The 22,889-nt window shown below is 63.6% G+C and carries 15 protein-coding genes and 1 pseudogene; 9 read left to right on the top strand and 7 right to left on the bottom strand.

Annotated elements, in window-relative coordinates; genetic code table 11:
• Window positions 1–30: 30 nt before the first annotated feature.
• Entirely contained in the window at window positions 31–1,872 is a 1,842-nt protein-coding gene (gene ilvD, locus B7X30_RS07230) for a dihydroxy-acid dehydratase (protein ID WP_276728529.1), read from the bottom strand.
• A gap of 81 nt (window positions 1,873–1,953) precedes the next feature.
• On the opposite strand from ilvD, the gene B7X30_RS07235 reads away from it, so the two are divergent.
• The 3 genes from B7X30_RS07235 to B7X30_RS07245 all read left to right on the top strand — a co-directional run bounded on the left by B7X30_RS07235 (window position 1,954) and on the right by B7X30_RS07245 (window position 3,550).
• Window positions 1,954–2,883, top strand: a complete 930-nt coding sequence (locus B7X30_RS07235) for a LysR family transcriptional regulator (protein ID WP_276728532.1) — start codon at window positions 1,954–1,956, stop codon at window positions 2,881–2,883.
• Window positions 2,884–2,951: 68 nt separating this feature from the next.
• Window positions 2,952–3,230 (top strand): type II toxin-antitoxin system Phd/YefM family antitoxin, encoded by a 279-nt coding sequence (locus B7X30_RS07240; RefSeq protein ID WP_276728535.1) that lies wholly within the window; start codon window positions 2,952–2,954, stop codon window positions 3,228–3,230.
• Window positions 3,230–3,550 (top strand): type II toxin-antitoxin system RelE/ParE family toxin, encoded by a 321-nt coding sequence (locus B7X30_RS07245; protein WP_276728538.1) that lies wholly within the window; start codon window positions 3,230–3,232, stop codon window positions 3,548–3,550. The genes B7X30_RS07240 and B7X30_RS07245 overlap by 1 nt, the downstream gene beginning before the upstream one ends.
• 118 nt (window positions 3,551–3,668) lie before the next feature.
• Here the strand turns inward: B7X30_RS07245 and B7X30_RS07250 are convergent, their stop codons facing one another.
• Window positions 3,669–4,139 carry a hypothetical protein gene (locus B7X30_RS07250; protein WP_013105758.1) on the bottom strand — a complete coding sequence of 157 codons (471 nt, stop codon included), beginning with the start codon at window positions 4,137–4,139 and terminating at the stop codon, window positions 3,669–3,671.
• Between the two features lie 443 nt (window positions 4,140–4,582).
• Between B7X30_RS07250 and B7X30_RS07255 the strand changes: the two genes are divergently transcribed.
• A protein-coding gene (locus B7X30_RS07255; protein ID WP_286730053.1) for an IS3 family transposase occupies window positions 4,583–5,769 on the top strand; the annotation gives its coding sequence in 2 pieces (ribosomal slippage) (window positions 4,583–4,841 and window positions 4,841–5,769; 1,188 coding nt in all).
• Window positions 5,770–6,308: 539 nt separating this feature from the next.
• Here B7X30_RS07255 and clpA read toward each other — a convergent pair.
• From clpA to uvrA, 4 genes and pseudogenes are all read right to left on the bottom strand, one after another.
• On the bottom strand, window positions 6,309–8,621 hold the full coding sequence (gene clpA, locus B7X30_RS07260) for an ATP-dependent Clp protease ATP-binding subunit ClpA (RefSeq protein ID WP_013105756.1): 2,313 nt from the start codon (window positions 8,619–8,621) through the stop codon (window positions 6,309–6,311).
• A 10-nt stretch (window positions 8,622–8,631) separates the two neighbouring features.
• Window positions 8,632–8,958, bottom strand: coding sequence for an ATP-dependent Clp protease adapter ClpS (gene clpS / locus B7X30_RS07265; protein WP_013105755.1), 327 nt, complete (start codon window positions 8,956–8,958; stop codon window positions 8,632–8,634).
• A gap of 355 nt (window positions 8,959–9,313) precedes the next feature.
• Window positions 9,314–10,564, bottom strand: a complete 1,251-nt coding sequence (gene icd, locus B7X30_RS07270) for an NADP-dependent isocitrate dehydrogenase (RefSeq protein WP_276728548.1) — start codon at window positions 10,562–10,564, stop codon at window positions 9,314–9,316.
• A gap of 97 nt (window positions 10,565–10,661) precedes the next feature.
• Window positions 10,662–16,533: pseudogene (gene uvrA / locus B7X30_RS07275) on the bottom strand (excinuclease ABC subunit UvrA).
• A gap of 201 nt (window positions 16,534–16,734) precedes the next feature.
• On the opposite strand from uvrA, the gene B7X30_RS07280 reads away from it, so the two are divergent.
• From B7X30_RS07280 to B7X30_RS07290, 3 genes are read left to right on the top strand one after another with little or no spacing between them, the layout of a single operon-like run.
• The gene (locus B7X30_RS07280; protein ID WP_286730054.1) at window positions 16,735–17,703 is read left to right on the top strand and encodes a M23 family metallopeptidase; all 969 of its coding nucleotides are present in this window, start codon (window positions 16,735–16,737) and stop codon (window positions 17,701–17,703) included.
• Window positions 17,704–17,712: 9 nt separating this feature from the next.
• Window positions 17,713–18,204, top strand: a complete 492-nt coding sequence (locus tag B7X30_RS07285) for a bactofilin family protein (protein ID WP_286730055.1) — start codon at window positions 17,713–17,715, stop codon at window positions 18,202–18,204.
• Between the two features lie 43 nt (window positions 18,205–18,247).
• Window positions 18,248–20,053: an ABC transporter transmembrane domain-containing protein gene (locus B7X30_RS07290; RefSeq protein WP_502694411.1), complete on the top strand. Its 1,806-nt coding sequence runs from the start codon at window positions 18,248–18,250 to the stop codon at window positions 20,051–20,053.
• Window positions 20,054–20,056: 3 nt separating this feature from the next.
• Here B7X30_RS07290 and trpB read toward each other — a convergent pair whose 3' ends face one another.
• Window positions 20,057–21,259: a tryptophan synthase subunit beta gene (gene trpB, locus B7X30_RS07295; RefSeq protein ID WP_286730057.1), complete on the bottom strand. Its 1,203-nt coding sequence runs from the start codon at window positions 21,257–21,259 to the stop codon at window positions 20,057–20,059.
• Between the two features lie 79 nt (window positions 21,260–21,338).
• Between trpB and B7X30_RS07300 the strand changes: the two genes are divergently transcribed.
• Window positions 21,339–22,178, top strand: coding sequence for a thymidylate synthase (locus tag B7X30_RS07300; protein ID WP_286730058.1), 840 nt, complete (start codon window positions 21,339–21,341; stop codon window positions 22,176–22,178).
• Window positions 22,175–22,684, top strand: coding sequence for a dihydrofolate reductase (locus B7X30_RS07305; protein ID WP_286730059.1), 510 nt, complete (start codon window positions 22,175–22,177; stop codon window positions 22,682–22,684). Before B7X30_RS07300 ends, B7X30_RS07305 begins: the two co-directional genes overlap by 4 nt.
• Window positions 22,685–22,889: the final 205 nt, after the last annotated feature.

A 22,889-nucleotide genomic window follows, 5' to 3' on the forward strand; every position in this document is an offset into this window, starting at 1 on the left:
CAAGCTGAGCAGGCGCCAGCCCGCCCCGCGTCAATCGTCCAGCAAGTTAGCGTCGCGCACCGCGCCCTTGTCGGCGCTGGTCACCAGCTTGGCGTAGGCCTTGAGCGCCTGGCTCACCTTGCGGGCGCGCGGCGCCGCGGGCTTCCAGCCCCTGGCATCCTGCTCGGCGCGGCGGTGGGCCAGTTCGTCGTCGCTCACATCCACCCGCACCAGGCGGTTCGGAATGTCGATGACGATGCGGTCGCCCGTGCGCACCAGGCCGATGGCGCCGCCCTCGGCCGCTTCGGGCGATACATGGCCGATGGACAGCCCCGCCGTTCCGCCCGAGAAGCGGCCGTCGGTGATGAGGGCGCAGACCTTGCCCAGGCCCTTCGATTTGAGATAACTGGTCGGGTAGAGCATTTCCTGCATGCCGGGGCCGCCGCGCGGGCCTTCATAGCGGATAACGACCACATCGCCCGGCTTCACCTGCCCGCCCAGAATCGCCTCGACCGCCGCGTCCTGGCTTTCCAGCACCACGGCGGGGCCGGAGAAGGTGAGGATGCTCTTGTCCACCCCGGCGGTCTTGACGATGCAGCCGCGTTCGGCCAGATTGCCGAACAGCACGGCCAGCCCGCCGTCGGTGCTGTAGGCGTGCGCGACATCGCGGATGCAGCCATTGGTGCGGTCGGTGTCCAGCGTGTCGTAACGGCAGCTCTGCGAAAACTCTTTCGTGCTGCGCACCCCGGCCGGGCCTGCGCGGTAGAAGGTCTGCACGTCGTCGCTGGGCTGGCGCGCCACGTCCCAGGTGTCGAGCGCAGCGGCCAGCGAGGGCGCGTGCACCGTCGGCACGCGGGTGTCGAGCAGCTTGGCCCGGTCGAGCTCACCCAGAATGGCCATCACGCCCCCGGCGCGGTGCACATCTTCGAGGTGGTAGTGGCTCGAAGGCGCCACCTTGCACAGCGTGGGCACCTTGCGCGACAAACGGTCGATGTCGCCCATACCGAAATCGACGCCACCTTCCTGCGCGGCCGCCAGCAGGTGCAGCACCGTGTTGGTCGAACCGCCCATGGCAATGTCCAGCGACATCGCGTTCTCGAACGCCGCTTTGCAGGCGATGCGGCGCGGCAGCACGCTGTCGTCGTTGCCCTCGTAGTAACGGCGGGCCAGATCGACGATGGTGCGCCCGGCGCGGCGGAACAGTTGCTCTCGGTCGGTATGCGTGGCCACCAGCGAGCCGTTGCCCGGCAGCGAAAGACCCAGCGCCTCGGTCAGACAGTTCATCGAGTTGGCGGTGAACATGCCCGAGCACGAGCCGCAGGTCGGGCAGGCCGAGCGTTCGATGGCCTGCACGTCGTCGTCAGACACCTTGTCGTCCGCCGCGGCCACCATGGCGTCGATCAGGTCGAGCGAAATCACCTTGCCGGCCAGCCGCGTCTTGCCGGCCTCCATCGGCCCGCCCGACACGAAAACCACCGGAATGTTCAGCCGCAGCGCGGCCATCAGCATGCCCGGGGTGATCTTGTCGCAGTTGGAAATGCACACCAGCGCATCGGCCGTGTGCGCGTTGCACATGTATTCCACGCTGTCGGCAATGATGTCGCGCGACGGCAGGCTGTAGAGCATGCCGTCGTGCCCCATGGCGATGCCGTCATCCACCGCGATGGTGTTGAACTCCTTGCCCACGCCGCCGGCGCGCTCGATTTCCTCGATCACCAACTGGCCGAGATCTTTCAGATGCACATGGCCGGGCACGAACTGGGTGAACGAATTGGCCACCGCGATGATGGGTTTGCCGAAATCGCCGTCCTGCATGCCGGTGGCGCGCCACAGTGCGCGGGCGCCCGCCATATTGCGGCCGGAAGTGCTGGTACGGGAACGGTAGGCGGGCATGGGACGATTCTCCTGCGGGGAAATGATGGACAAAGAGGAAGATTGTCCCGCCCCTCGGCTATATTGAACAATACATTTTTTATGGCAGCGCTATATGCCGAACGAATTATGGAACTGCGGCAGCTCCGGTACTTTGTCACCATTGCAGAACAAGGCAGCTTCTCGCGCGCGGCCGAGCGGCTGCACATCTCGCAGCCGCCGCTGTCCACCCAGATCAAGGCGCTTGAAGACGAAATCGGCGCCCGATTGCTTGAGCGCAGCAACCGCGGTGTGACGCTCACCGCTGCGGGTGCCGCCTTCTTTGAAGACATCCGCTCCGTCCTCGCCCAACTTGAACACGCGGTCGAGCGGTTGCGCCAGGCCGAGCGCGGCGACGCGGGTACGCTCTCGATCGGCTTCGTCTCCATCGCCGACTTCGGCATCCTGCCTCCCACCCTCAAGAGCTTTCGTGCGCGGTATCCGCAGGTGGACGTGCAGCTGCACGAACTCACCACCGACGCCCAGATCCGCGAGCTTCGCGCCGCCGAACTCGATCTGAGCATCGGCCTCGCCCCCGTGAACGAGCCCGGACTGACCTTCACCCCCTTGCTGCAAGAGCCGCTGATGCTAGCCGCTCCGACCGCCCACCCCGTGCTGCAAGAAGGCAGCGGCGCCGTCGATCTCCGCGCGCTAGCCAAAGAGCCCTTCATCGTGCCGCCTCGCAATATCGGCCCCGGCCTGTACGACCTCACCCTCAGCCTGTGTCAGGCCGCGGGGTTCGCCCCCCGCATCACCCAACACGCGCGGCAGATGCAAACCGTCATCGGCCTGGTCTCCTGCGGCATGGGCGTGGCTCTCGTGCCGGCTTCGCTACGCCAGCTAAAACGCCCCGGCGTGCAATATCGCCCCCTGCTCGGCCAACCCGCCACCATCGAACTCGGCATTCTTCAACCCGCCCAGACTCCCAACCCTCTGCGGGAAAATTTCATCAGGGCGCTACAAGGGGCCGCGCAAGGTCTGGCGCAGACGTAGGCCACTGCGGTCATTGACTGAGACTGAATTCAGACCTAAATTCAGACTGAATTCACCCCGGAGGCCCCATGCAATCCGTCAGCAACATCAAATCCATCTCCTACCTCAAAAGCCACGCCGCCCAGATATCCGAAGATCTGGAACTGAATGGCACCCCATATGTCATCACCCAAAATGGCGAGGCCAGCATGGTGATTGAACATGTCAAACAGTTTCAGGAAAAAGAGGCGCTAATTTCCGCCCTCAAAATCATCGCACTCGGCGAAAAAGACCGACAACAAGGCAAAGGATTTTCAATCGAGGAATCACGCGCCCAATTAAAGGCCGCCCGCCAGAGCCGAAAATAATGGCCATCATCATCCTTCCAGACGCGCAGGAAGATCTGCTTTCGCTGCAAGACTACATGCTCGACAAATGGGGCGAATCGGCCTGGATAATTGCAGAAGATGAAATTTTTGAAAAATTACGCCTGATAGAAACAGGCTTTGTAGACGGCTCACCGATTCCAGAACTGGCTGCTGTAGGTATCACCATTTATAAAAACGCCTATACATCCCACCACCAACTGGTCTATCAACGACTTGACGGAAAAACCTATCTCTACCTCGCAGCAGGCCACCGTCAGGATTATACAAACATACTTCTCAAACGACTTCTTCGCAGGTGATGGTCCAGGCAAAGAAACCTTGCAAGGGCAAATCTAGGATAGATTCGTTTTATGCTATGAAGCCAGACCTGACCCCGTCACTTTCCTGCACTTTCCTTGAACCCGATCTTTCCTGAAGTCACGGATTCAGGTCTTCAGGCACATATATGCCGTTGCAAAATCGCATATCCTTTGCGTTGTCAGGCACCCCGCCATAGATGTTTTCGGCGTTATGCTTCATGTCGCTTGCAATTCTTTCGCCTAGATTTATTTTTTGGACATTTTCGTCGGTTCGAAAATGTTTAACGATAAATTTTTTTGTTTTCTCGCTGTAAATGGCCGTCACCCAATGCCCATCCTCAATCTTATACTGCCACTCATGGCCAAGCAATTGCTTTTCATTGTATACATTAGTCAATGAGTAATTGAACCTGCAATCAATTACTTCCTCAATTTTTTGATCGAGTTGCTTCATAGTTGATTCAATTGAATCAACTTTCCAGGCAACCGCATCGACCCTCTCCCGAAGAGATCGAATAATTTCTACCCCTGCTTTAATGAAAAATACCAGTAAAAAAATCCCAAAGACAACCTCGGCTGTGTGGATCATGATGTTGGACCCTTTACTTCATTTTTTAGTCGGAAGCACGATCTTTAGATACCACCTCTGCCCCTCATGGCCGACGTCCGTTCGCCTGGGTGTCATTAAACCACTTGTACAAAAACGAAAAAACGGGGGTCAGGTCTAGCTTGTCGCAAATATATCAAAACTAGACCTGACCTCCGTCATTCCTGGGCAACTTACTCACCCTTGTCCTTGAATTCTACGTCCCAGTCGCGCTCGCTTGTAGGCAAAAGGATTGGAACCGCGAATTGGATGCGACTAACTGTTGTGTCTTTGGATGCCAGCTCGCCCTGAACATTTGCGCCAATACCAAAAACCTTAAGCCCTCCGCCGCCAGAGCCTTTGCTTGAGTCTTCGACCGTGAGTGACCTTGCCCGCGAAAAACGTATCCCTTGCTGAGTGATTTAATCCAAGCAAGGAGAATAGAAATGACGACGACGATAAGGCGGGCGCGGTACACGCTGGAGTTCAAGCAAGAGGCGGTGCGCCTGGTCGAGGGCGGCCAGAGCATCGCGGCGGCGGCACGCACGCTGGGCGTGGTGGATCAGACGCTGTTCAACTGGGTCAAGGCGGCTCGACTGGGCAAGCTGACCGGTGCCGACAGCAAGGTTGTGAGCGCCGAGCAGATGGAGATCAGCCGGCTGCGCGCCGAACTGGCGCGCGTGAAGATGGAGCGCGACATCCTGGGAAAAGCGACGGCGTACTTCGCCAAGGCAGCCAAGTGAAGTACGCCTTCATCCAACGCCACCGCCGTGTGTGGCCGATCTCGGTGCAGTGCCGGGTGCTCGAAGTCAGCGTGGCCGGCTACTACGCGCACTTCGTTCGCCGCGCCAGTGGCGCCCAGCGCCGCCACCTGAGCAACGATGCGCTGCTGGTGCACATCAAGGCCATCCACGCCGAGACGCGCGGCGGCTACGGCTGGCCACGCACCTGGAAGGAACTGCTGGCCAGGGGCATCCGGGTGGGCAAGGAGCGGGTGCAAAAGCTCATGCAACGGCACGGCATCCGGGCCCGTGGCAAGAGGCGCTTCAAGGTCACGACAGACAGCAACCATGACCTGCCGATCGCGCCGAACCTGCTCAACCGTGAGTTCAACGTGGATCAGCCTGACAAGGTCTGGGCGGGCGACATCACGTACATCGCTACCGACGAAGGGTGGCTGTTCCTGGCCGTGGTCATCGACCTGTTCAGTCGCCAAGTCATTGGCTGGAGCCTGCGCCAGGACATGACGCGCGACATCGTCATCGACGCCTTGCGCATGGCGTGGTTCAAACGCCATCCGAGCAAGCAGGCCGGGCTGATCTTCCACAGCGACCGCGGCAGCCAGTACGCTGCCAAGGACTTCCGCGACGTCCTGACCGAGTACGGCATCACCGCGTCGATGAGCCGTCGCGGCAACTGTTGGGACAACGCCTGCAGCGAAACGCTGTTCGGCTCGTTGAAGGTGGAGCGGCTACACGGGCAACGCTTCAAGACCCGGCGCCAGGCCATGGACGAAACCGTCGCCTGGATCCTCTGGTACAACCGCACCCGACTGCACTCGACGCTGGCCTATGTCAGCCCGATGCGGGGCAAGGTCAGAGAGCAATGTCGAAATCGACGATGGTGGATTTGATTCGGGCACTCGATGACACCCTTGGGTGTTTTGCGTAGTCGTGACCTCCATCGCCTGCTGGAACGACAAAGGCTCCGCCTTTGGCCTTCTGGGCACTACGGATACCAGAGATAATTTGGGACAGGACTTCCTTGACGAATTCATCCAAGTTCATTGCTGCCTCCGATCAAGTTGCCAAACGTAATATATCCCGCAATCCTTGCCAAATAAGCTGACCGTTGCGGGATATTCTGGGCAGCGCCTGCGCTGCTAAGCCGCTTGTGGCTTGGGTTCTGCGCGATTGGCCTGTGCAAACAAACAGGTATAAACGTACCACGAAACCCGGCAACCACCGTCTTGCAGTCGGTGCGCCTGCTCGATCAACTGCGCGAGGGAGGAGAATTGGGATCAGGTCTATGTTCGCAGCACTCCCGAACCATTCCTTGGGCTGAGGCTATCCCCTGCCCAACCCACAGCTCGCGCCGCATTTGAAACACCCGCATCAAAAAGTAATACGCCCCGAATAACGGGGCGTATTACTGAACCGATGCTTGAGAACGTCAGGCTGCGGCGTCCTCGGCTTCTTTTTTCTTCGGGCGCGGTTCGGGCGGGGTGATGTCGAGTTTGATTTTGTCTTTCTCGGCTGCCGCTTCATCAATATCCACCGATACCCGCCCGCCATCGACCAGGCGGCCAAATAGCAGTTCGTCGGCCAGCGCGCGGCGCAGGGTGTCTTGGATGAGACGCTGCATCGGGCGGGCGCCCATGAGGGGGTCGAAACCGGCCTTGGCCAGATGCTTGCGCAGGGCGTCGGAGAAGGTGATGTCCACCTTCTTTTCGGCCAGCTGGGCTTCGAGTTGGAGCAGGAATTTGTCGACCACGCGCAGGATGATGGTTTCGTCCAGCGGCTTGAAGCTGATGGTCGCGTCGAGCCGGTTGCGGAACTCGGGGGTGAACAGGCGCTTGATGTCGGCCATCTCGTCGCCCTGCTCGCGCTTATTGGTGAAACCGATGACGGATTTCTGCATGGCTTCCGCGCCCGCATTCGTGGTCATGATGAGAATGATGTTGCGGAAGTCAGCCTTGCGCCCGTTGTTGTCGGTGAGGGTACCGTTGTCCATGACCTGCAGCAGCACGTTGAACACATCCGGGTGGGCTTTCTCGATTTCGTCGAGCAGCAGCACGGCGTGCGGCTTCTTGGTCACCGCCTCGGTGAGCAGGCCGCCCTGGTCGAAGCCCACATAGCCGGGCGGCGCGCCGATGAGGCGAGAGACCGTGTGGCGCTCCATGTATTCCGACATGTCGAAGCGAATGAGATCGACGCCCAAGGTGAACGCCAGTTGCTTGGCCACCTCGGTTTTACCAACGCCCGTGGGGCCGCTGAACAGGAAGGCGCCAATGGGTTTGTCGGGCTTGCCCAGGCCGGAGCGCGCCATTTTGATGGCGGCGGCCAGCGCGTCGATGGCGGCCTCTTGCCCGAACACGACGTTTTTCAGGTCGCGGTCTAGGCTCTTGAGCTTGGAGCGATCGTCGGTGGTGACGCTGTGCACCGGCACGCGGGCGATCTTGGAGATGATCTCCTCGATCTCGATCTTGCCGATGGTCTTTTTCTGCTTGCTCTTGGGCAGAATGCGCTGCGCCGCACCGGCTTCGTCGATGACGTCGATGGCTTTGTCGGGCAGGTGGCGGTCGTTGATGTACTTGGCCGAAAGCTCGGCCGCGGCCGACAGAGCGCCGGGCGAATACTTCACGCCGTGATGCTCTTCAAATCGCGACTTGAGGCCGCGCAGAATTTCGACGGTCTGCTGCACGCTGGGCTCGACCACGTCGATCTTCTGGAAACGGCGCGACAGAGCGGCGTCTTTCTCGAAAATGCCCCGATACTCTGTGAAGGTGGTGGCGCCGATGCAGCGCAACTGCCCCGACGACAACGCGGGCTTGAGCAGATTGCTGGCGTCTAGCGTGCCGCCCGAAGCCGAACCAGCGCCGATGAGGGTATGAATTTCGTCGATGAACAGCACGGCGTGCGGCTTGTCTTTGAGCTGCTTGAGCACGGCCTTGAGGCGCTGCTCAAAGTCGCCGCGATATTTGGTACCCGCCAGCAGCGCGCCCATGTCGAGCGAATAGACCACGGCGTCTTGGAGAATGGCCGGCACCTGCCCTTCGGTGATGCGCCAGGCCAGGCCCTCGGCAATGGCGGTTTTGCCCACACCGGCTTCGCCCACCAGCAGCGGGTTGTTCTTGCGACGGCGGCAAAGAATCTGAATGACGCGCTCGACTTCATGCTCGCGGCCGATGAGCGGATCGATCTTGCCCTGCTGCGCCAGCGCGTTGAGGTTGAGGGTGAACTGATCGAGCGGCGATTCCTTGCCCTCTTTCTCGTCCCCGCCGTCTTCGCTCGGCGCCGAGGCCGACTTGGCCGGTTCGACCGGCTCGGACTTGCGGATGCCGTGCGAGAGGAAATTCACCACGTCGAGCCGGGTGACACCCTGCTGGTGCAGGTAGTACACCGCGTGCGAATCTTTCTCGCTGAAAATGGCCACCAGCACATTGGCGCCCGTCACCTCTTTTTTGCCGTTGGAGGTGGACTGCACATGCATGATGGCGCGCTGAATGACGCGTTGGAAGCCCAGCGTAGGCTGGGTGTCCACATCATCGCTGCCCGGAACGATGGGCGTGTTTTCCTTGATGAACGCGGTCAGGCTTTTGCGCAGATCGTCCAGATTGGCCGAGCACGCGCGCAGCACCTCGGCGGCCGAGGGGTTGTCGAGCAGGGCCAGCAGCAGATGCTCGACGGTAATGAATTCGTGGCGCTGTTGGCGCGCCTCGACAAAAGCCATATGCAGGCTGACTTCCAGTTCTTGCGCAATCATCACGAGCCTCCTAAATGGCTTCCATCACACACTGCAAAGGGTGACCGGCCTGACGGGCCGCGCCGATCACCTGCTCCACCTTGGTGGCCGCGATGTCGCGGGTGTAAACCCCGCAAACGCCACGGCCGTCACGGTGCACTTTTAACATGATTTGCGTCGCCGTTTCGCGGTCTTTGTTGAAATAGTGCTGAATCACGACAACCACGAATTCCATCGGCGTGAAGTTGTCGTTGAGCAGGATGACCTGATACATCGCCGGCGGCTTGAGCCGCAGCGTCTGACGCTCGACAACGACGGCGCCGCCGTCTGCTGGAGGGGGGGAATGGGAAGCTGACATGCTCAAAATTGTAGGGAGGTCTGCCGTGGTTTGTTGTCGCCAAGGGTAATTCCGCAAGGTCGGCCGAATAACAAAAAACCGCATCCGAGCCATCCATCTGCGGCGGGGCCGACAGAAAACAAGAGCGGATGATCCCTCACTCGCAACCCGCATAAAAAAAGACCGCCGGAGCGGTCTTATGAGAAAACGCAGGGCCGCCCCAAGTTTTCTTGTCCACCTCGCAGCTTGCAAGCTGCTCGGATTCGGCTCCGTCCAAGCTGCCGCAGACAGCTTGGAGCCGCGGGCCTCATCTCCTTCGGGGGCCTGACGCGAACGCGGCAGGTCTGGGGGCGCTTTCAGGCGTCAGCAACGAGGGTCACATATGGTCGATCATCACCTGACCGAAGCCGGAGCAGCTCACCTGGGTGGCGTCTGGCAGCAGACGGGCGAAGTCGTAGGTCACCTGTTTGGACAGGATGGATTTTTCCATGCTGGCGATGATGCGGTCAGCGGCTTCGACCCAGCCCATGTGGCGCAGCATCATCTCGGCGGACAGAATTTCTGAGCCGGGGTTCACATAGTCTTTACCTGCGTATTTCGGCGCGGTACCGTGAGTGGCCTCGAACATGGCCACGCTGTCGGAGAGATTGGCACCCGGCGCAATGCCGATGCCGCCCACTTGGGCCGCGAGCGCGTCGGAAACGTAGTCGCCGTTGAGGTTGAGCGTGGCGATCACGTCGTACTCGTCCGGCCGCAGCAGGATTTGCTGCAGGAAGGCGTCGGCGATCATGTCTTTCACCACGATGTCGCGGCCGGTCTTGGGATTTTTGAAGCGCATCCACGGCCCGCCGTCGAGCAACTGGGCGCCGAATTCCTTGCCGGCCAGGCCGTAGCCCCAGTCGCGGAAGGCGCCTTCGGTGAACTTCATGATGTTGCCCTTGTGCACCAGGGTGACCGACTTGCGGTCATTGTCGATGGCGTACTGCAGTGCCTTGCGCACCAAGCGCTCGGTGCCCTCGCGCGACACCGGCTTGATGCCGATGCCCGAGGTTTCGGGGAAGCGGATTTTTTTCACCCCCATCTCGTTGATGAGGAAATTGACGAGTTTCTTCGCCCCCTCCGACTCGGCGGCCCACTCGATGCCGGCGTAGATGTCTTCGGAGTTCTCGCGGAAGATGACCATATCGGTCTTCTCCGGGTGCTTGACCGGCGATGGCACGCCCTGGAAATAGCGCACCGGACGCAGGCAGACGTACAGGTCAAGCTCCTGTCGCAGCGCGACGTTGAGCGAGCGGATACCGCCGCCGACCGGGGTGGTCAGCGGGCCCTTGATCGACACCACGTAATCGCGCAGGATCTGAAGGGTGATCTCGGGCAGCCACACGTCGGGGCCGTACACCCGCGTGGCCTTTTCGCCGGCGAAAATTTCCATCCAGGCGATCTTGCGCTTGCCGCCGTAGGCCTTCTCAACCGCAGCGTCCACCACCTTGATCATCACTGGGGTGATGTCGAAGCCCGTCCCGTCGCCCTCGATGTAAGGAATGATGGGATGGTCGGGAACGTTGAGCGAAAAGTCCGGGTTGACCGTGATTTTTTCGCCTGCGGGCACGCGGATGTGTTGATCCATGAGGGGTCTCCTTCGGTAGTAACCCGAGCATTCTATGCCTCTGCAAGGGTGGAATGAAACAGTCTTGTATATGACATAAGAGTGGGTTTTGCGTGGCTCAATCCAAATCGGCGTGCGCCACTCGATATTGCGCCTGATGCTGCGTCCAGGCGTCTCGCAGCGCCTTTGCGGTATGCCCCGGCGCATCGGCTTCGAGGAAGTCGGCCGTCGGCCCCTGCATCACCAGCCGCCCGCCGCCCTTGCCGCCTTCCGGGCCGAGATCGATCAGCCAGTCGGCATTGGCCATCATGTCGAGGTCATGCTCGATGACCACCACGGTATGACCGCTGTCGGTCAGGCGGTGCAGCACGCGAATGAGTTTTTCGGTATCGGTCTTGTGCAGACCGACGGTCGGCTCGTCGAGCACGTACACCGTCGGCCGGGTTCCGGCGGTGGCCAGCTCGGTAACCAGCTTGATGCGCTGCGCCTCGCCGCCCGACAGGAAGGGACTGGGCTGGCCGAGTTGCAGATAACCCAGCCCCACGTCCTGCAGCAATTGCAGCGCGTGATGGATTTTGCGGTGCGCCGCGAAAAACTCGACGGCTTCGTCCACCTCCATCTGCAGCACCTCGCCGGCGTTGCGGCCGCGCAGGCGCACCGCGAGCGTTTCAGGGTTGAAGCGCAGGCCGTTGCAATCGGTGCAGGGCACGGTGACGTCGGGCAAGAAGTTCATCGCCACCTTCACCGCGCCCTGCCCCTCGCAGGTCGGGCAGCGGCCAGGGCCAGCGTTGAAGGAGAAGCGGCTGGCGGTGTAGCCGCGGATGCGCGCTTCCTCGGTGTCGGCAAACAACTGGCGAATGCCGTCCCACAGGCCCAGATAGGTGGCGGCGCAAGAGCGCGGCGTCTTGCCGATGGGGGACTGATCGACTTCGAGCACGCGCTCCAGACCCTCCCAGCCCGTCAGATCGCCCGCGCCGTCGATCTCGCCCGCATGCCCGGCGAGCCGCTGGCGCAGCGCAGGCACCAGCACCTCGCGGGCCAGCGTGGACTTGCCCGAACCCGACACCCCAGTGACCACGGTGAGCCGCCCTCGCGGAAACTGCGCGCTCAAGCCCTGCAGATTGTGCAGATGCGCACTGTGCAGATGCAACGCGGGTTGTTCGGCCCGGGTGAGCGGGCGCGGCTGCAGCGGCCAGGGCATGGGATCGCGCAGGCTACGCGCGGTGGCCGTTTCGGCATGGGCCATGACTTCCGCCAGCGCGCCGCTAGCCACGACCTGCCCACCGCGCCGCCCCGCCCCTGGGCCGATGTCGATGAGATGGTCGGCGCGGCGCATGGTGTCTTCATCGTGTTCCACGACCACCAGGGTGTTGCCCTTGGCCTTGAGCCGGTCCAGCGCGTCGAGCAGGATGCGGTTGTCCCGCGGATGCAGGCCGATGGTCGGCTCGTCGAGCACGTAGCACACGCCGCGCAGATTGCTGCCGAGTTGCGCCGCCAGCCGGATGCGCTGCGCCTCGCCGCCGGAGAGCGTGGGCGCGCCGCGGTCCAGCCCCAGATAGCCTAGGCCCACCTGCTGCATGAAGGCCAGGCGCGAACGGATTTCGCTCAGGGCGTCGCGCACGATCTCGGCTTCCCGCGGTGTAAGGGCCAGTGCGCCGAACCAGGCTGCGGCGGCATCGATGTCGCGTGCGGCCAGCTGGGCGATGGACTGATCGCGCAGCCGAACGGCCAGACTGTCGCGGTTCAGCCGCGCGCCGTGGCAGCTCGGGCAGCTGGACGGAGCGCCTGGTGCGGCCACCGGCGCGGCCTTGCGGCCCCGGCCCGGTTTGCCTCGCGACGCAGCCTTCTCGCCGTCCGCCTCGACCCAGGCGGCCTCCTCGCCGGTCTGCTCGGCATCGAAACCAGCAATCAATTCCCCTGTGCCGAAGCAAGTGGGGCACCAGCCGGTGGGCGAGTTGTAGGAAAACTGACGCGGATCGAGTTCGCGGAAGCTGCGCCCGCAGCCCGGACAGGCGCGCTTGGTGGACAGCAGCAGGCTGCGCATCGGTGGCTCGGGCTGCCCGGCTTCCATCGCCTCCTTCAAACCATCGAGCGGCGCCAGGACCAGCACCACGCCTTTGCCCAGTGCCAAGGCACGCCGCAGCAGATCGCGCAATGCCTCCTCGTTCTCCGCCCGCACCACCACATCGCCCACGGGGAGTTCGATGCTGTGCTCCTTGAAGCGATCGAGCCGCGGCCAGGGATCGGTCGGCACGAATGCGCCGTCCACCCGCAGATGGGTGTAGCCCATGCTGCGCGCCCATACCGCCAGATCGGTGTAGTAACCCTTGCGCTGCACCACCAGCGGCGCCAGCAGCCCGATGTGCTGACCGCGCCAGTCGCGCAGCAATTGCGCGGCAATGGCCTCGGGGCTTTGCGGCTCGATGGGGATGTTGCAGTCCGGACAATATTGCGTGCCGCACTTGGCGTAGATCAACCGCAGAAAGTGGTACGCCTCGGTGAGCGTGCCCACGGTGCTCTTGCGCCCGCCGCGGCTGGTGCGTTGCTCGATGGCCACCGTGGGCGGAATGCCGACGATGGCCTCCACATCGGGCCGCGCCGCGGGCTGCACGAACTGCCGGGCGTAGGCATTGATCGACTCCAGATAGCGCCGCTGGCCTTCGGTGAACAGTACGTCGAAGGCCAGGGTCGATTTGCCGGAACCGGAAACGCCGGTGATCACCGTCATCTCGCCACGCGCTGGCGAGGTGCGGCCCGATAGGTTCGTCGGCGGGTTCGGGTGTCGCGGTGCGATACGTCGCGGCCGGTTCGGCGGCTTGCAACAGAGACGAGGCGTTCGCTGCCCCCTCCCGGCCTCCCCCACAAGTGGAGGAGGTGAGAACGGCGCTTCGCGCGTCCTTCGGATGCCCCTCCCGACCTCCCCCACGAGTGGAGGAGGAGAACACCCCCTCCCCACTGAGTGGGGAGGGTTGGGGTGGGGAGGGGTTTTGCCCGGCTCGTCGCTGAGCCGCGTCCCGTGCCAGCGCCTGGCCGGTGAACGATGTCGCGCAGGCGGCCAACTCGTCGGGCGGTCCGGCGAACACCAGCCGCCCCCCGGCGTCACCGCCTTCGGGACCGAGGTCGATGACCCAGTCCGACGAGGCGATGACATCGAGGTTGTGCTCGATCACCAGCACGGTGTGCCCGGCGTCGAGCAGTTTGCGCAGGGCCCGCAGCAGTTTGGCCACGTCGTCGAAGTGCAGGCCGGTGGTCGGCTCGTCGAACAGGAACAGCGTGCCCTTGCGCGCCAGCCCGGCCCGGCTCTTGGCGGCCTCGGCCAGAAAGCCCGCGAGCTTGAGCCGCTGGGCCTCGCCTCCTGATAGCGTTGGCGTGGGCTGACCCAGGCGCAAATAGTCCAGCCCCACATCCACCAGGGCCTGCAGCGTCCGGGTGATGTCGGACTGGCCGCGAAAGCGCTGCAGCGCCTCGGCCACGGTAAGGTCGAGCACCTCGGCCATGTTCAGCGGGGCGAACCCGGCCTGCGCCGGCAGTTGCACTTCGAGCACTTCGGCGCGGTAGCGCTTGCCGTCGCAGTCGGGGCAACGCAGGTAGACGTCCGACAGGAACTGCATTTCCACATGCTCGAAGCCCGAACCGCCGCAGGTGGGGCAACGGCCGTCGCCGCTGTTGAAGCTGAAAGTGCCCGCGGTGTAGCTGCGCTCGCGTGCGGCGGGCAAAGCGGCGAACAGGGCGCGAATGCCGTCGAAAGCGCCGACGAAACTCACCGGATTGGAGCGGGCCGTCTTGCCGATGGGCGACTGATCGACCAGCACCACGTCGCCCACCTGATCGGCGCCGAGCAGGCGGTCGAAGGCACCGGGCACGGGCGCGGTCTTGCCCAGCGCGCGGGCCAGCGCCGGATACAGCACGTCGCCGATGAGGGTGGATTTGCCGCAGCCCGACACGCCAGTGAGCGCCGTCATGAAGCCGAGCGGAATCTCGACCGTGAGCGACTTGAGGTTGTGCTCGCGCGCGCCTTCCAGAATGAGGCGCGGCGCCAGCAGACCGCCCTGCGCATCGCGGCGCGGGGTGCGTCGGCGCGGCAAAGCGTCGCTCACCTTCAGTTCACCGCTGAGGTAACGGCCGGTCAGCGTGTCTGCGCGCTGCGCCTGATCGAGTGGGCCCTGGAATACCAGATGCCCGCCGCGCTCGCCCGGGCCGGGGCCGATTTCCAGCATCCAGTCAGCGGTACGCATGAGCTGGGGGTCATGCTCGACGAGAAGCAGCGAATTGCCCGCCTCCTTGAGCCGATGCAGCACACCGCCCAGCCGGTCGAGATCGCGCGGATGCAGACCGATGGACGGCTCGTCGAGCACGAACAGGGTTTGCGTCAGCGCCGTACCCAGCGCGGTGGTGAGGTTGATGCGCTGCACCTCTCCGCCCGACAAGGTGCGCGACTGGCGGTCGAGGGTGAGATAGCCCAGGCCGACATCCCGCAGGTAGCGCAGACGCGAGCGGATGTTGTCGAGCAGCATGCTGCTGGCGGCTTGCGCCATGTCCGGCAGCGCCAGGTCGGCGAACAGACGCTGCAGGCGCTCGATCGGCAGCGAGTTGACGTCGTGCAGATTCAAGCCTGGCAGACCACCGAGCACGGCGTCGCTCCACAGCGCCCCGACCGGGCGGAAGCGCCGGTAGCCGCCTTGCAGCGCGGTGTCGGCCTGGAGCTTCGAGCCGATGCGCCACAGCAGCGCTTCGGTCTTGAGCCGCGCGCCCTGGCAGGTGGGGCAGGCGGTGTAGCTGCGGTACTTGGACAACAGCACGCGCACATGCATCTTGTAAGCGCGGCTCTCCAGCCAGTCGAAATAGCGCCGTACCCCGTAGAACTGCTTCTGCCAGTTGCCGCGCCAATCGGGGTCGCCCTCGATGACCCAGATGCGCTCGCGTTCGCTGAGCTCGGCCCAAGGCACATCGAGCCTGATCTCGGCCTGCGCGGCGTAGCGCTCCAGATCGGTCTGGCATTCGGCAAAGCTCTGCGTCTGCCAGGGTTTCACCGCCCCGGCCCGCAGGGTTTTACGCACATCGGGAATCACCAGATCGAGATCGACGCCGATCACCCGGCCGAAGCCGCGACAGGTTTCGCAGGCGCCGACGGGCGAATTGAAGCTGAACAGGCCGGGGCTGGGGTCGCGGTAATGGATGTCGCAATCCGGGCAGTGCAGATCCGACGAATAACGCCACACCATCCCATTGCTCTCGGCGGCTTCGGCATCGCGCGGCAGTTCGTGCACTTCAATTCGTCCCTGCCCGAGCCGCAGCGCCGCCTCGACGGCCTCGCTGAGCCGCGCGGGCTCGTCGGTCGGCAGGCGTAGTCGGTCCTGCACCACGTCGAGCACCCGTCCTTTGGGCGTGTCGCGCTCGCCGAGAATGCGGGTGTAACCCTGCGCGGCGAGTTGCTGGGTGATGTGCTCCACGCTCATGCCCTGCGGCACCGCCACCGCGAACACCACGGCAGCGCGCAGCCCCTGCGGCAGCCCGCGCGCGCGGCGCTGCACGTCCTCGACGATGCTCTGCGCCGTATCCCGCCGCACCTCCGCGCCGCAGCCGCGGCAGTACAGTCTGGCCGCGCGGGCGAACAGCAGCTTGAGATGATCGGCCAGCTCGGTCATGGTGCCCACGGTGGAACGCGAGGTGCGCACCGGGTTGGTCTGATCGATGGCGATCGCCGGCGGAATGCCCTCGATGCGATCGACCTGCGGGCGATCCATGCGGTCGAGAAACTGCCGCGCGTAAGGCGAGAACGTCTCGACATAGCGCCGCTGGCCTTCGGCGTACACCGTGTCGAACACCAGCGAGCTCTTACCCGACCCCGAAACTCCGGTGACGACGACAATGCGCCCCAGCGGAATGTCCAAGTCGAGGTTCTTGAGATTGTTCTGCCGCGCACCGATGATGCGGATGGCGCTCTCCTCATCTGAGGAAGAGGCCGAAGAGCTGGGGAAATGTGCAGTCATTCGAGCACTATACCGGCAGCGATTGCACCGCGTCTCCAGCAGGACTTTGCGTTGGCGGCCCATCAAAAACTGACTCACAGCCGTCCTTCAGCCGCGCCCGACTGTGTCGTTTCAAGCTGTAACCATTCACCCGCGTTTGCGGGGGCTCGCCCCCTGCGCTGGGTAGAATTTGTCAACGATCCGCCCGCAGACTCTTCACTCATGCGATTGCCCAAGCGCCCTGCCCTGATCTCCGCCCTGTTCGGCAAGCCCGCCAACCCGCGTGCGGCGGCGCACTCGCGGCATCTGGAAATTCTCATCACCCGGCCGGGCCATGCCGCGCACAGTTTCCGTATCGACCTCGATGCCCTGCGTCGTGCGGCTTTCTGGGTGCTGGCGGCCGTGGCCCTGTGGCTCATGGTCACGTTTTTCATGGCCTGGCGCCAGGTCGCCAGCGGCAATCTGCAGCAGCGCGCGGATCAACTGGCCGCGCAAGCCGCCACCGCCCAGACCGCCAACGCCCGGCTGCAGGCCGAAAACGGCGCCATGGCCAGCCATCTTCTCGCGCTCAAACAGCGCGTGGACAGCCTCGCCACCACCATGCGCGGATTTGTGCAGAAGCGGGCCGAGCAGTTTCCGGTGGAGGAGAAAAACGTCAACCAGGGCGGCATCGCGCAACCGCTCAACGCGGCCAATGCCCCAGCGCTGCTGCACGATGAAGTCGATCTGATCGGTGCGCGCCTGAGTCTGTTGCTGCCGCAAGCCCATCACCTCGCTTCGCTGGAGGCGGCGCGGCCCATGGGCGACCCTGTCAATGGCGATGCGCCCATCACATCGGATTACGGCCTGCGCCCCAACCCCATGGGCGGCGGCGTGGAGTTTCACAACGGCATCGACTTCGGCGTGAAACCGGGCACGCCCGTCCACGCCACCGCCAACGGCGTGGTCGAGAGTGCGGGATGGAAGTCGGGCTATGGCAACTGCGTGGTGATCGACCACCCCTTCGGCTACCGCAGCCTGTTCGGCCACCTCAGCACCATCCAGGTCAAGGCCGGCGATACGGTCACCCGTGGTCAGGTCATCGCCCTGTCGGGCAATACCGGCCGCTCCACCGGCCCGCATTTGCACTACACCTTGCTCTACGGGGACAAGACGCTCGACCCCGCCACCTACCTGCTTGCCCAACGATAGGACTGCCTCATGTTCAAGCCGAAAACGCCGAAGACCACCGATGTCTGGTCGAAAGAATCCGCCGCTTCCGCCGCGACGGCCGCCGTCACACCCTCGGCGCTGACGTACATCGGCGCGGGCAGCGAGGTGCATGGCGATCTGCGCGCGGCGGGCAATCTGCGCGTTGACGGCACGATCTTCGGCACGGTGCAGGTCGATGGCGATCTCGAAGTCTCCACCACTGGCGCGATCGAAGGCAAACAGGTCAGCGCTCGCAGTGTGCTCGTCCACGGGCGCATCAAGGCCAAAGTGCACGCGACGGAACAACTGCGCATTCACGGCCAGGGCCAGGTCGAAGGCGACGTGACGGCACAATCACTCGACATCGAAGCCGGGGCGCATTTCACCGGCTACAGCCGCACCGGCATGACGCAAGAGCCGGAGGTGCTGCTCGATCACGAGGCTCAAGCGCCCGAGCCCAATCAGGCGCAAGGCGATCCCGACATTCCATCCGCCGTTTGACATTCGTCCTGCATGTTGAAAGCTGACATGCTGTAATGCCCGCATGTCAGCCGAATACGCCTCATCCCGCTCCCTCCCCCAAACCGACAAACGCCCCCGCAGCCGCTCGATGCGTAGCTTGAGCGGCTTGCTGCCGTTTCTGCGCCCGTATCGTGGACGCATTGCGGTGGCGCTTCTCTTCTTGTTGCTCGCCGCGGGCAGCACCCTGGCCTTCCCGATGGCGCTGCGCTGGCTGATCGACGCCGGCATGCTGCACGCACAAGCCAGCCGGGCGGCTTTAGGCTGGCATTTCGCCGGACTGTTCGGGCTGGCCGTGGCGCTGGGGGTGTTTTCCGCCGCGCGCTTTTATATGGTGAGTTGGCTGGGCGAGCGCATCACCGCCGATGTGCGCAGCGCCGTCTATGCCCACGTGCTGCGGCAGAGCCCGCAGTTTTTCGAGCACACGCAAACCGGCGAAGTGCTGTCTCGTCTCACCACCGACACCACGCTGGTGCAGACCGTTGTCGGCACCAGTTTTTCCATGGGACTGCGTAACGTGGTGGTGCTGATCGGCGGTATGACCATGCTCATCATCACCAACCCCGGTCTGATGCTGGGCGTGCTGATGGTGATTGCCGTGGTGGTGGCCCCCGCCGTGTTCATCGGCCGCCGTGTGCGGCGCCTGTCGCGCGCCAGCCAGGACCGCATCGCCGACGCCAGCGCGCTAGCCTCCGAAGTGCTCGCCGCCATGCCGGTGGTGCAGAGCTACGCCCGCGAAGACGACGAAGCCCGGCGATTTTCCAACTCGGCCGAAACCGCATTCCGCACCGCGGTCAGCCGCAACAAGGTGCGCTCGCTGCTCACCGCCTTCATCATCGTCGCCATGTTCGGCGCCCTGCTATATGGCCTGTATCTGGGCACGGTGTCGGTCATGGAAGGCCGCATGAGCGCCGGTGTTCTGGGGCAGACGGTGCTCTATATCGGCCTGGTGGCCGGTTCCGCCGCCGCACTGGCCGAAGTGTTTGGCGACTTGCTACGCGCGGCCGGCGCCACCGAGCGCCTGATGGAACTGCTGGCCGAACAATCGCCCGTGCGCAATCCGGCGCATCCGGTCGCGCTACCCGCGGTGCAGCGCGGCTCGGCGGTGGTGCTCGACCATGTGCGGTTTTTCTACCCTTCGCGGCCGGACAAACCGGCGCTAGACGACTTTTCGCTGCGCATCGAACCCGGCGAAACCGTGGCCCTGGTCGGCCCCAGCGGCGCCGGCAAGACCACCGTGCTGCAACTGCTGCTGCGCTTTTACGACGCGCAGCAAGGCAGCATCCGTATCGACGGCGTGGACGTGCAGCAGGCCGACTTCAAGGCGCTGCGCCAGCGCATCGGTCTGGTGCCGCAGGACGCGGTGATTTTTTCCGCCAGCGCGGCCGACAACATTCGCTATGGCCGCCCGGAAGCCACCGACGCCGAGGTACAGGCCGCGGCCCGGGCCGCGCAGGCCGAAGACTTTCTGCGCGAACTGCCGCAGGGCGACGCCACTTATCTGGGCGAACGCGGCGTGCGCTTGAGCGGCGGACAGCGCCAGCGCATCAGCATCGCCCGCGCCATTCTGAAAAACGCCCCGCTGCTGCTGCTCGACGAAGCCACCAGCGCGCTCGACGCCGCCAGCGAGCGCGACGTGCAGACCGCGCTCGAACACGCCATGCGCGACCGCACCACCCTGGTTATCGCCCACCGCCTCGCCACCGTGCAGCGCGCCGACCGCATCGTGGTGATGGATCAGGGCCGCATCATCGACATCGGCACCCACGCCGAACTCATGGCCCGCGGCGGCCTCTACGCCAGCTTGGCGTCGCTGCAGTTCATGCAGTGAGGTTTACAGCCCCAGCTTATCCGCGACGAAATCCGCATCCTTGTCGCCACGGCCGGAGAGGTTGACCAGGATGTCAGCCTCCTTGCCGAGTGCTGCGGCCTGCTTCATCGCCCAGGCGACGGCATGGGCCGATTCGAGCGCCGGAATGAGTCCTTCAGTGCGCGACAGCGTCATGAACGCCTCCAGGCAGGCCGCGTCGTCGACGGCGTAATACTCGGCGCGGCCCATATCCTTGAGATAGGCATGCTGCGGCCCCACGCCGGGGTAGTCGAGTCCGGAGGCGATGGAATACACCGGATCGGGCTCGCCTTCCTTCACTTCCTGCAGCAGATAGGAACGAAAGCCGTGCAGCGTGCCGGGCTTGCCGTAGGTGAGCGTGGCCGCATGCTTGCCGGTCTCGCGACCGACGCCCGAGGGCTCCACGCCCACCAGACGCACGCCCGGATCATTGATGAAGCCGGAAAAAATACCCATCGCGTTCGACCCGCCGCCCACGCAAGCAGCGACCACATCGGGCAGCTTGCCCGCCTGCTTCGGAAATTGCTCGCGCGCCTCGCGGCCAACGACCGACTGGAACTCGGCCACCATCATCGGGAAGGGGTGCGGGCCGACCACCGAGCCGATGGCGTAGAAGAAATGCTCGGGGTCGCGCAAATATTCCTCGAAGGCGCTGTCCACGGCATCTTTGAGCGTCTTGGTGCCGCGATCCACGCTCACCACCTTGGCGCCGAGAATCTTCATCTTGGTGACATTGGGGTGTTCCTTGGCGACGTCGATCTCGCCCATGTGGATTTCGCACGGCAGCCCGACCAGCGCGCAGGCCGTGGCCAGCGCCACGCCATGCTGCCCGGCGCCGGTTTCCGCCAGCACCTTGGTCTTGCCCATGTGCTTAGCCAGCAGCGCCTCGCCCAGACAATGGTTGATCTTGTGCGCGCCGGTATGGTTGAGGTCTTCGCGCTTGAACCAGATGCGCGCGCCGCCGCAATGCGCGGTCAGGCGTTTGGCCAGATAGATGGGGCTGGGGCGGCCGACAAAGTGGGTATAGAGATCATCCAGCTCGCTGCGGTAAGCCTTGGTGTCGCGGATGGACAGATAGGCGCGGCCGATGTCGTCCATGACGGCCTTGAGATGCGGCGGCAGGTATTGGCCGCCGTAGGGCCCGAAGTTGCCGTTGACGTCCGGTTGCAGATCGATGGCTGGCTGCATGCAAAATCTCCTCGAAAGTGACAAACCGATAGTATCCCTCCCCAATTCGAATCCTTTTCCAAATCCTTTGACCTGATTCATGCCTTCCCTTTCCACTCCTTACGAAGACCTGATGCGTCACGTCTTCACCCACGGCCAGGACAAGACCGACCGCACCGGCACGGGCACGCGCAGCGTGTTCGGTCACCAGATGCGCTTCGATCTGTCGGCCGGTTTTCCGCTCATCACCACCAAGCGGGTGCATTTCAAAAGCATCGCCTACGAGCTGTTGTGGTTTCTGCGCGGCGAGTCGAACGTGCGCTGGCTCCAAGAACATGGCGTGACGATCTGGGACGAATGGGCGCGCGCGGACGGCGAACTCGGGCCGGTCTACGGTGTGCAATGGCGCTCTTGGCCCGCGCCGACGGCCGACGATCCGCATCGCGTCATCGACCAGATCAGCGAAGTGCTGCGGCAACTGCGCACCCAGCCGGATTCGCGCCGCATCATTGTCAGCGCCTGGAACGTCGCCCAGATCGCGGAAATGGCCCTGCCGCCCTGCCATGCGTTTTTCCAGTTCTACATCGCCCCACCGCGCCAACCCGGAGAACCGGGACGCCTGAGCTGCCAGCTCTATCAGCGCAGCGCCGATATTTTTCTGGGCGTGCCCTTCAACATCGCCAGCTATGCGCTGCTCACCTTGATGATCGCGCAACAGACCGATCTTCTGCCCGGCGATTTCGTCTGGACCGGGGGCGACTGCCACCTCTACAGCAATCACTTCGCCCAGGTGCAGGAGCAACTCAGCCGCGCGCCCTACCCCTACCCCACACTGGAGTTCGCGCGCAAACCCGAGAGCCTGTTCGACTACACCTTCGACGATTTCGTGCTGAGCCACTATCAGCACCATCCGGCGATCAAGGCGCCTGTGGCGGTATGACCGAACTCGTCCTCATCGCCGCCGTGGCGCGCAACGGCATGATCGGCAAAGACGGCGGCATGCCCTGGCATCTCCCGGCCGATCTGCAGCACTTCAAGCGCCTCACCCTGGGCCACCCCATCCTGATGGGCCGCCGCACTTGGGATTCATTGGGACGACCGCTTCCGGGACGCCGCAATATCGTCATCAGCCGTCAGCCCGGATGGCAGGCGGCGGGGGCGGAACATGCCGAGTCACTTCCGGCGGCACTGCAGCGGGTCAGTGACGATGTGAGCAACGATGCACTGGCCTTCGTCATCGGCGGCGCCCAGCTCTATGCCCAGGCACTGCCCCTGGCCAACCGGCTGGAACTCACCGAGATCGACCACGACTTCGGCGGCGACACGCGCTTTCCCGATTGGGATCGCAGCCGCTTCACCGAAACCGCGCGCGAATCGCACCTCGCGCCAGAAGGCTGGGCCTATCACTTCGTCACCTACACCGCCAAGACGGCATCGACAGACTGAGAGAGTGTGAACCGTGGCGGTGTGCGCAATGTTGTTCCAAGGCGTCGCCGTCTGGGTGGGGTTGCCCGCCTTTTTGTTCGCCCTCATGCTGCTGCTGGGGTTCCGCCTTACTCAGCAGTCGAGAATATAGGCGACAGAAGGCGCCTTGAAGAATGAGCGGATGAGGTGGGGCATTTGCTGCAGTCTGGCGAGTTGCTCTTCGATT

The organism is Thiomonas sp. 13-64-67, from assembly GCF_002282795.1.
In the GTDB taxonomy this organism is placed as follows: Bacteria; Pseudomonadota; Gammaproteobacteria; order Burkholderiales; family Burkholderiaceae_C; genus Thiomonas; species Thiomonas arsenitoxydans.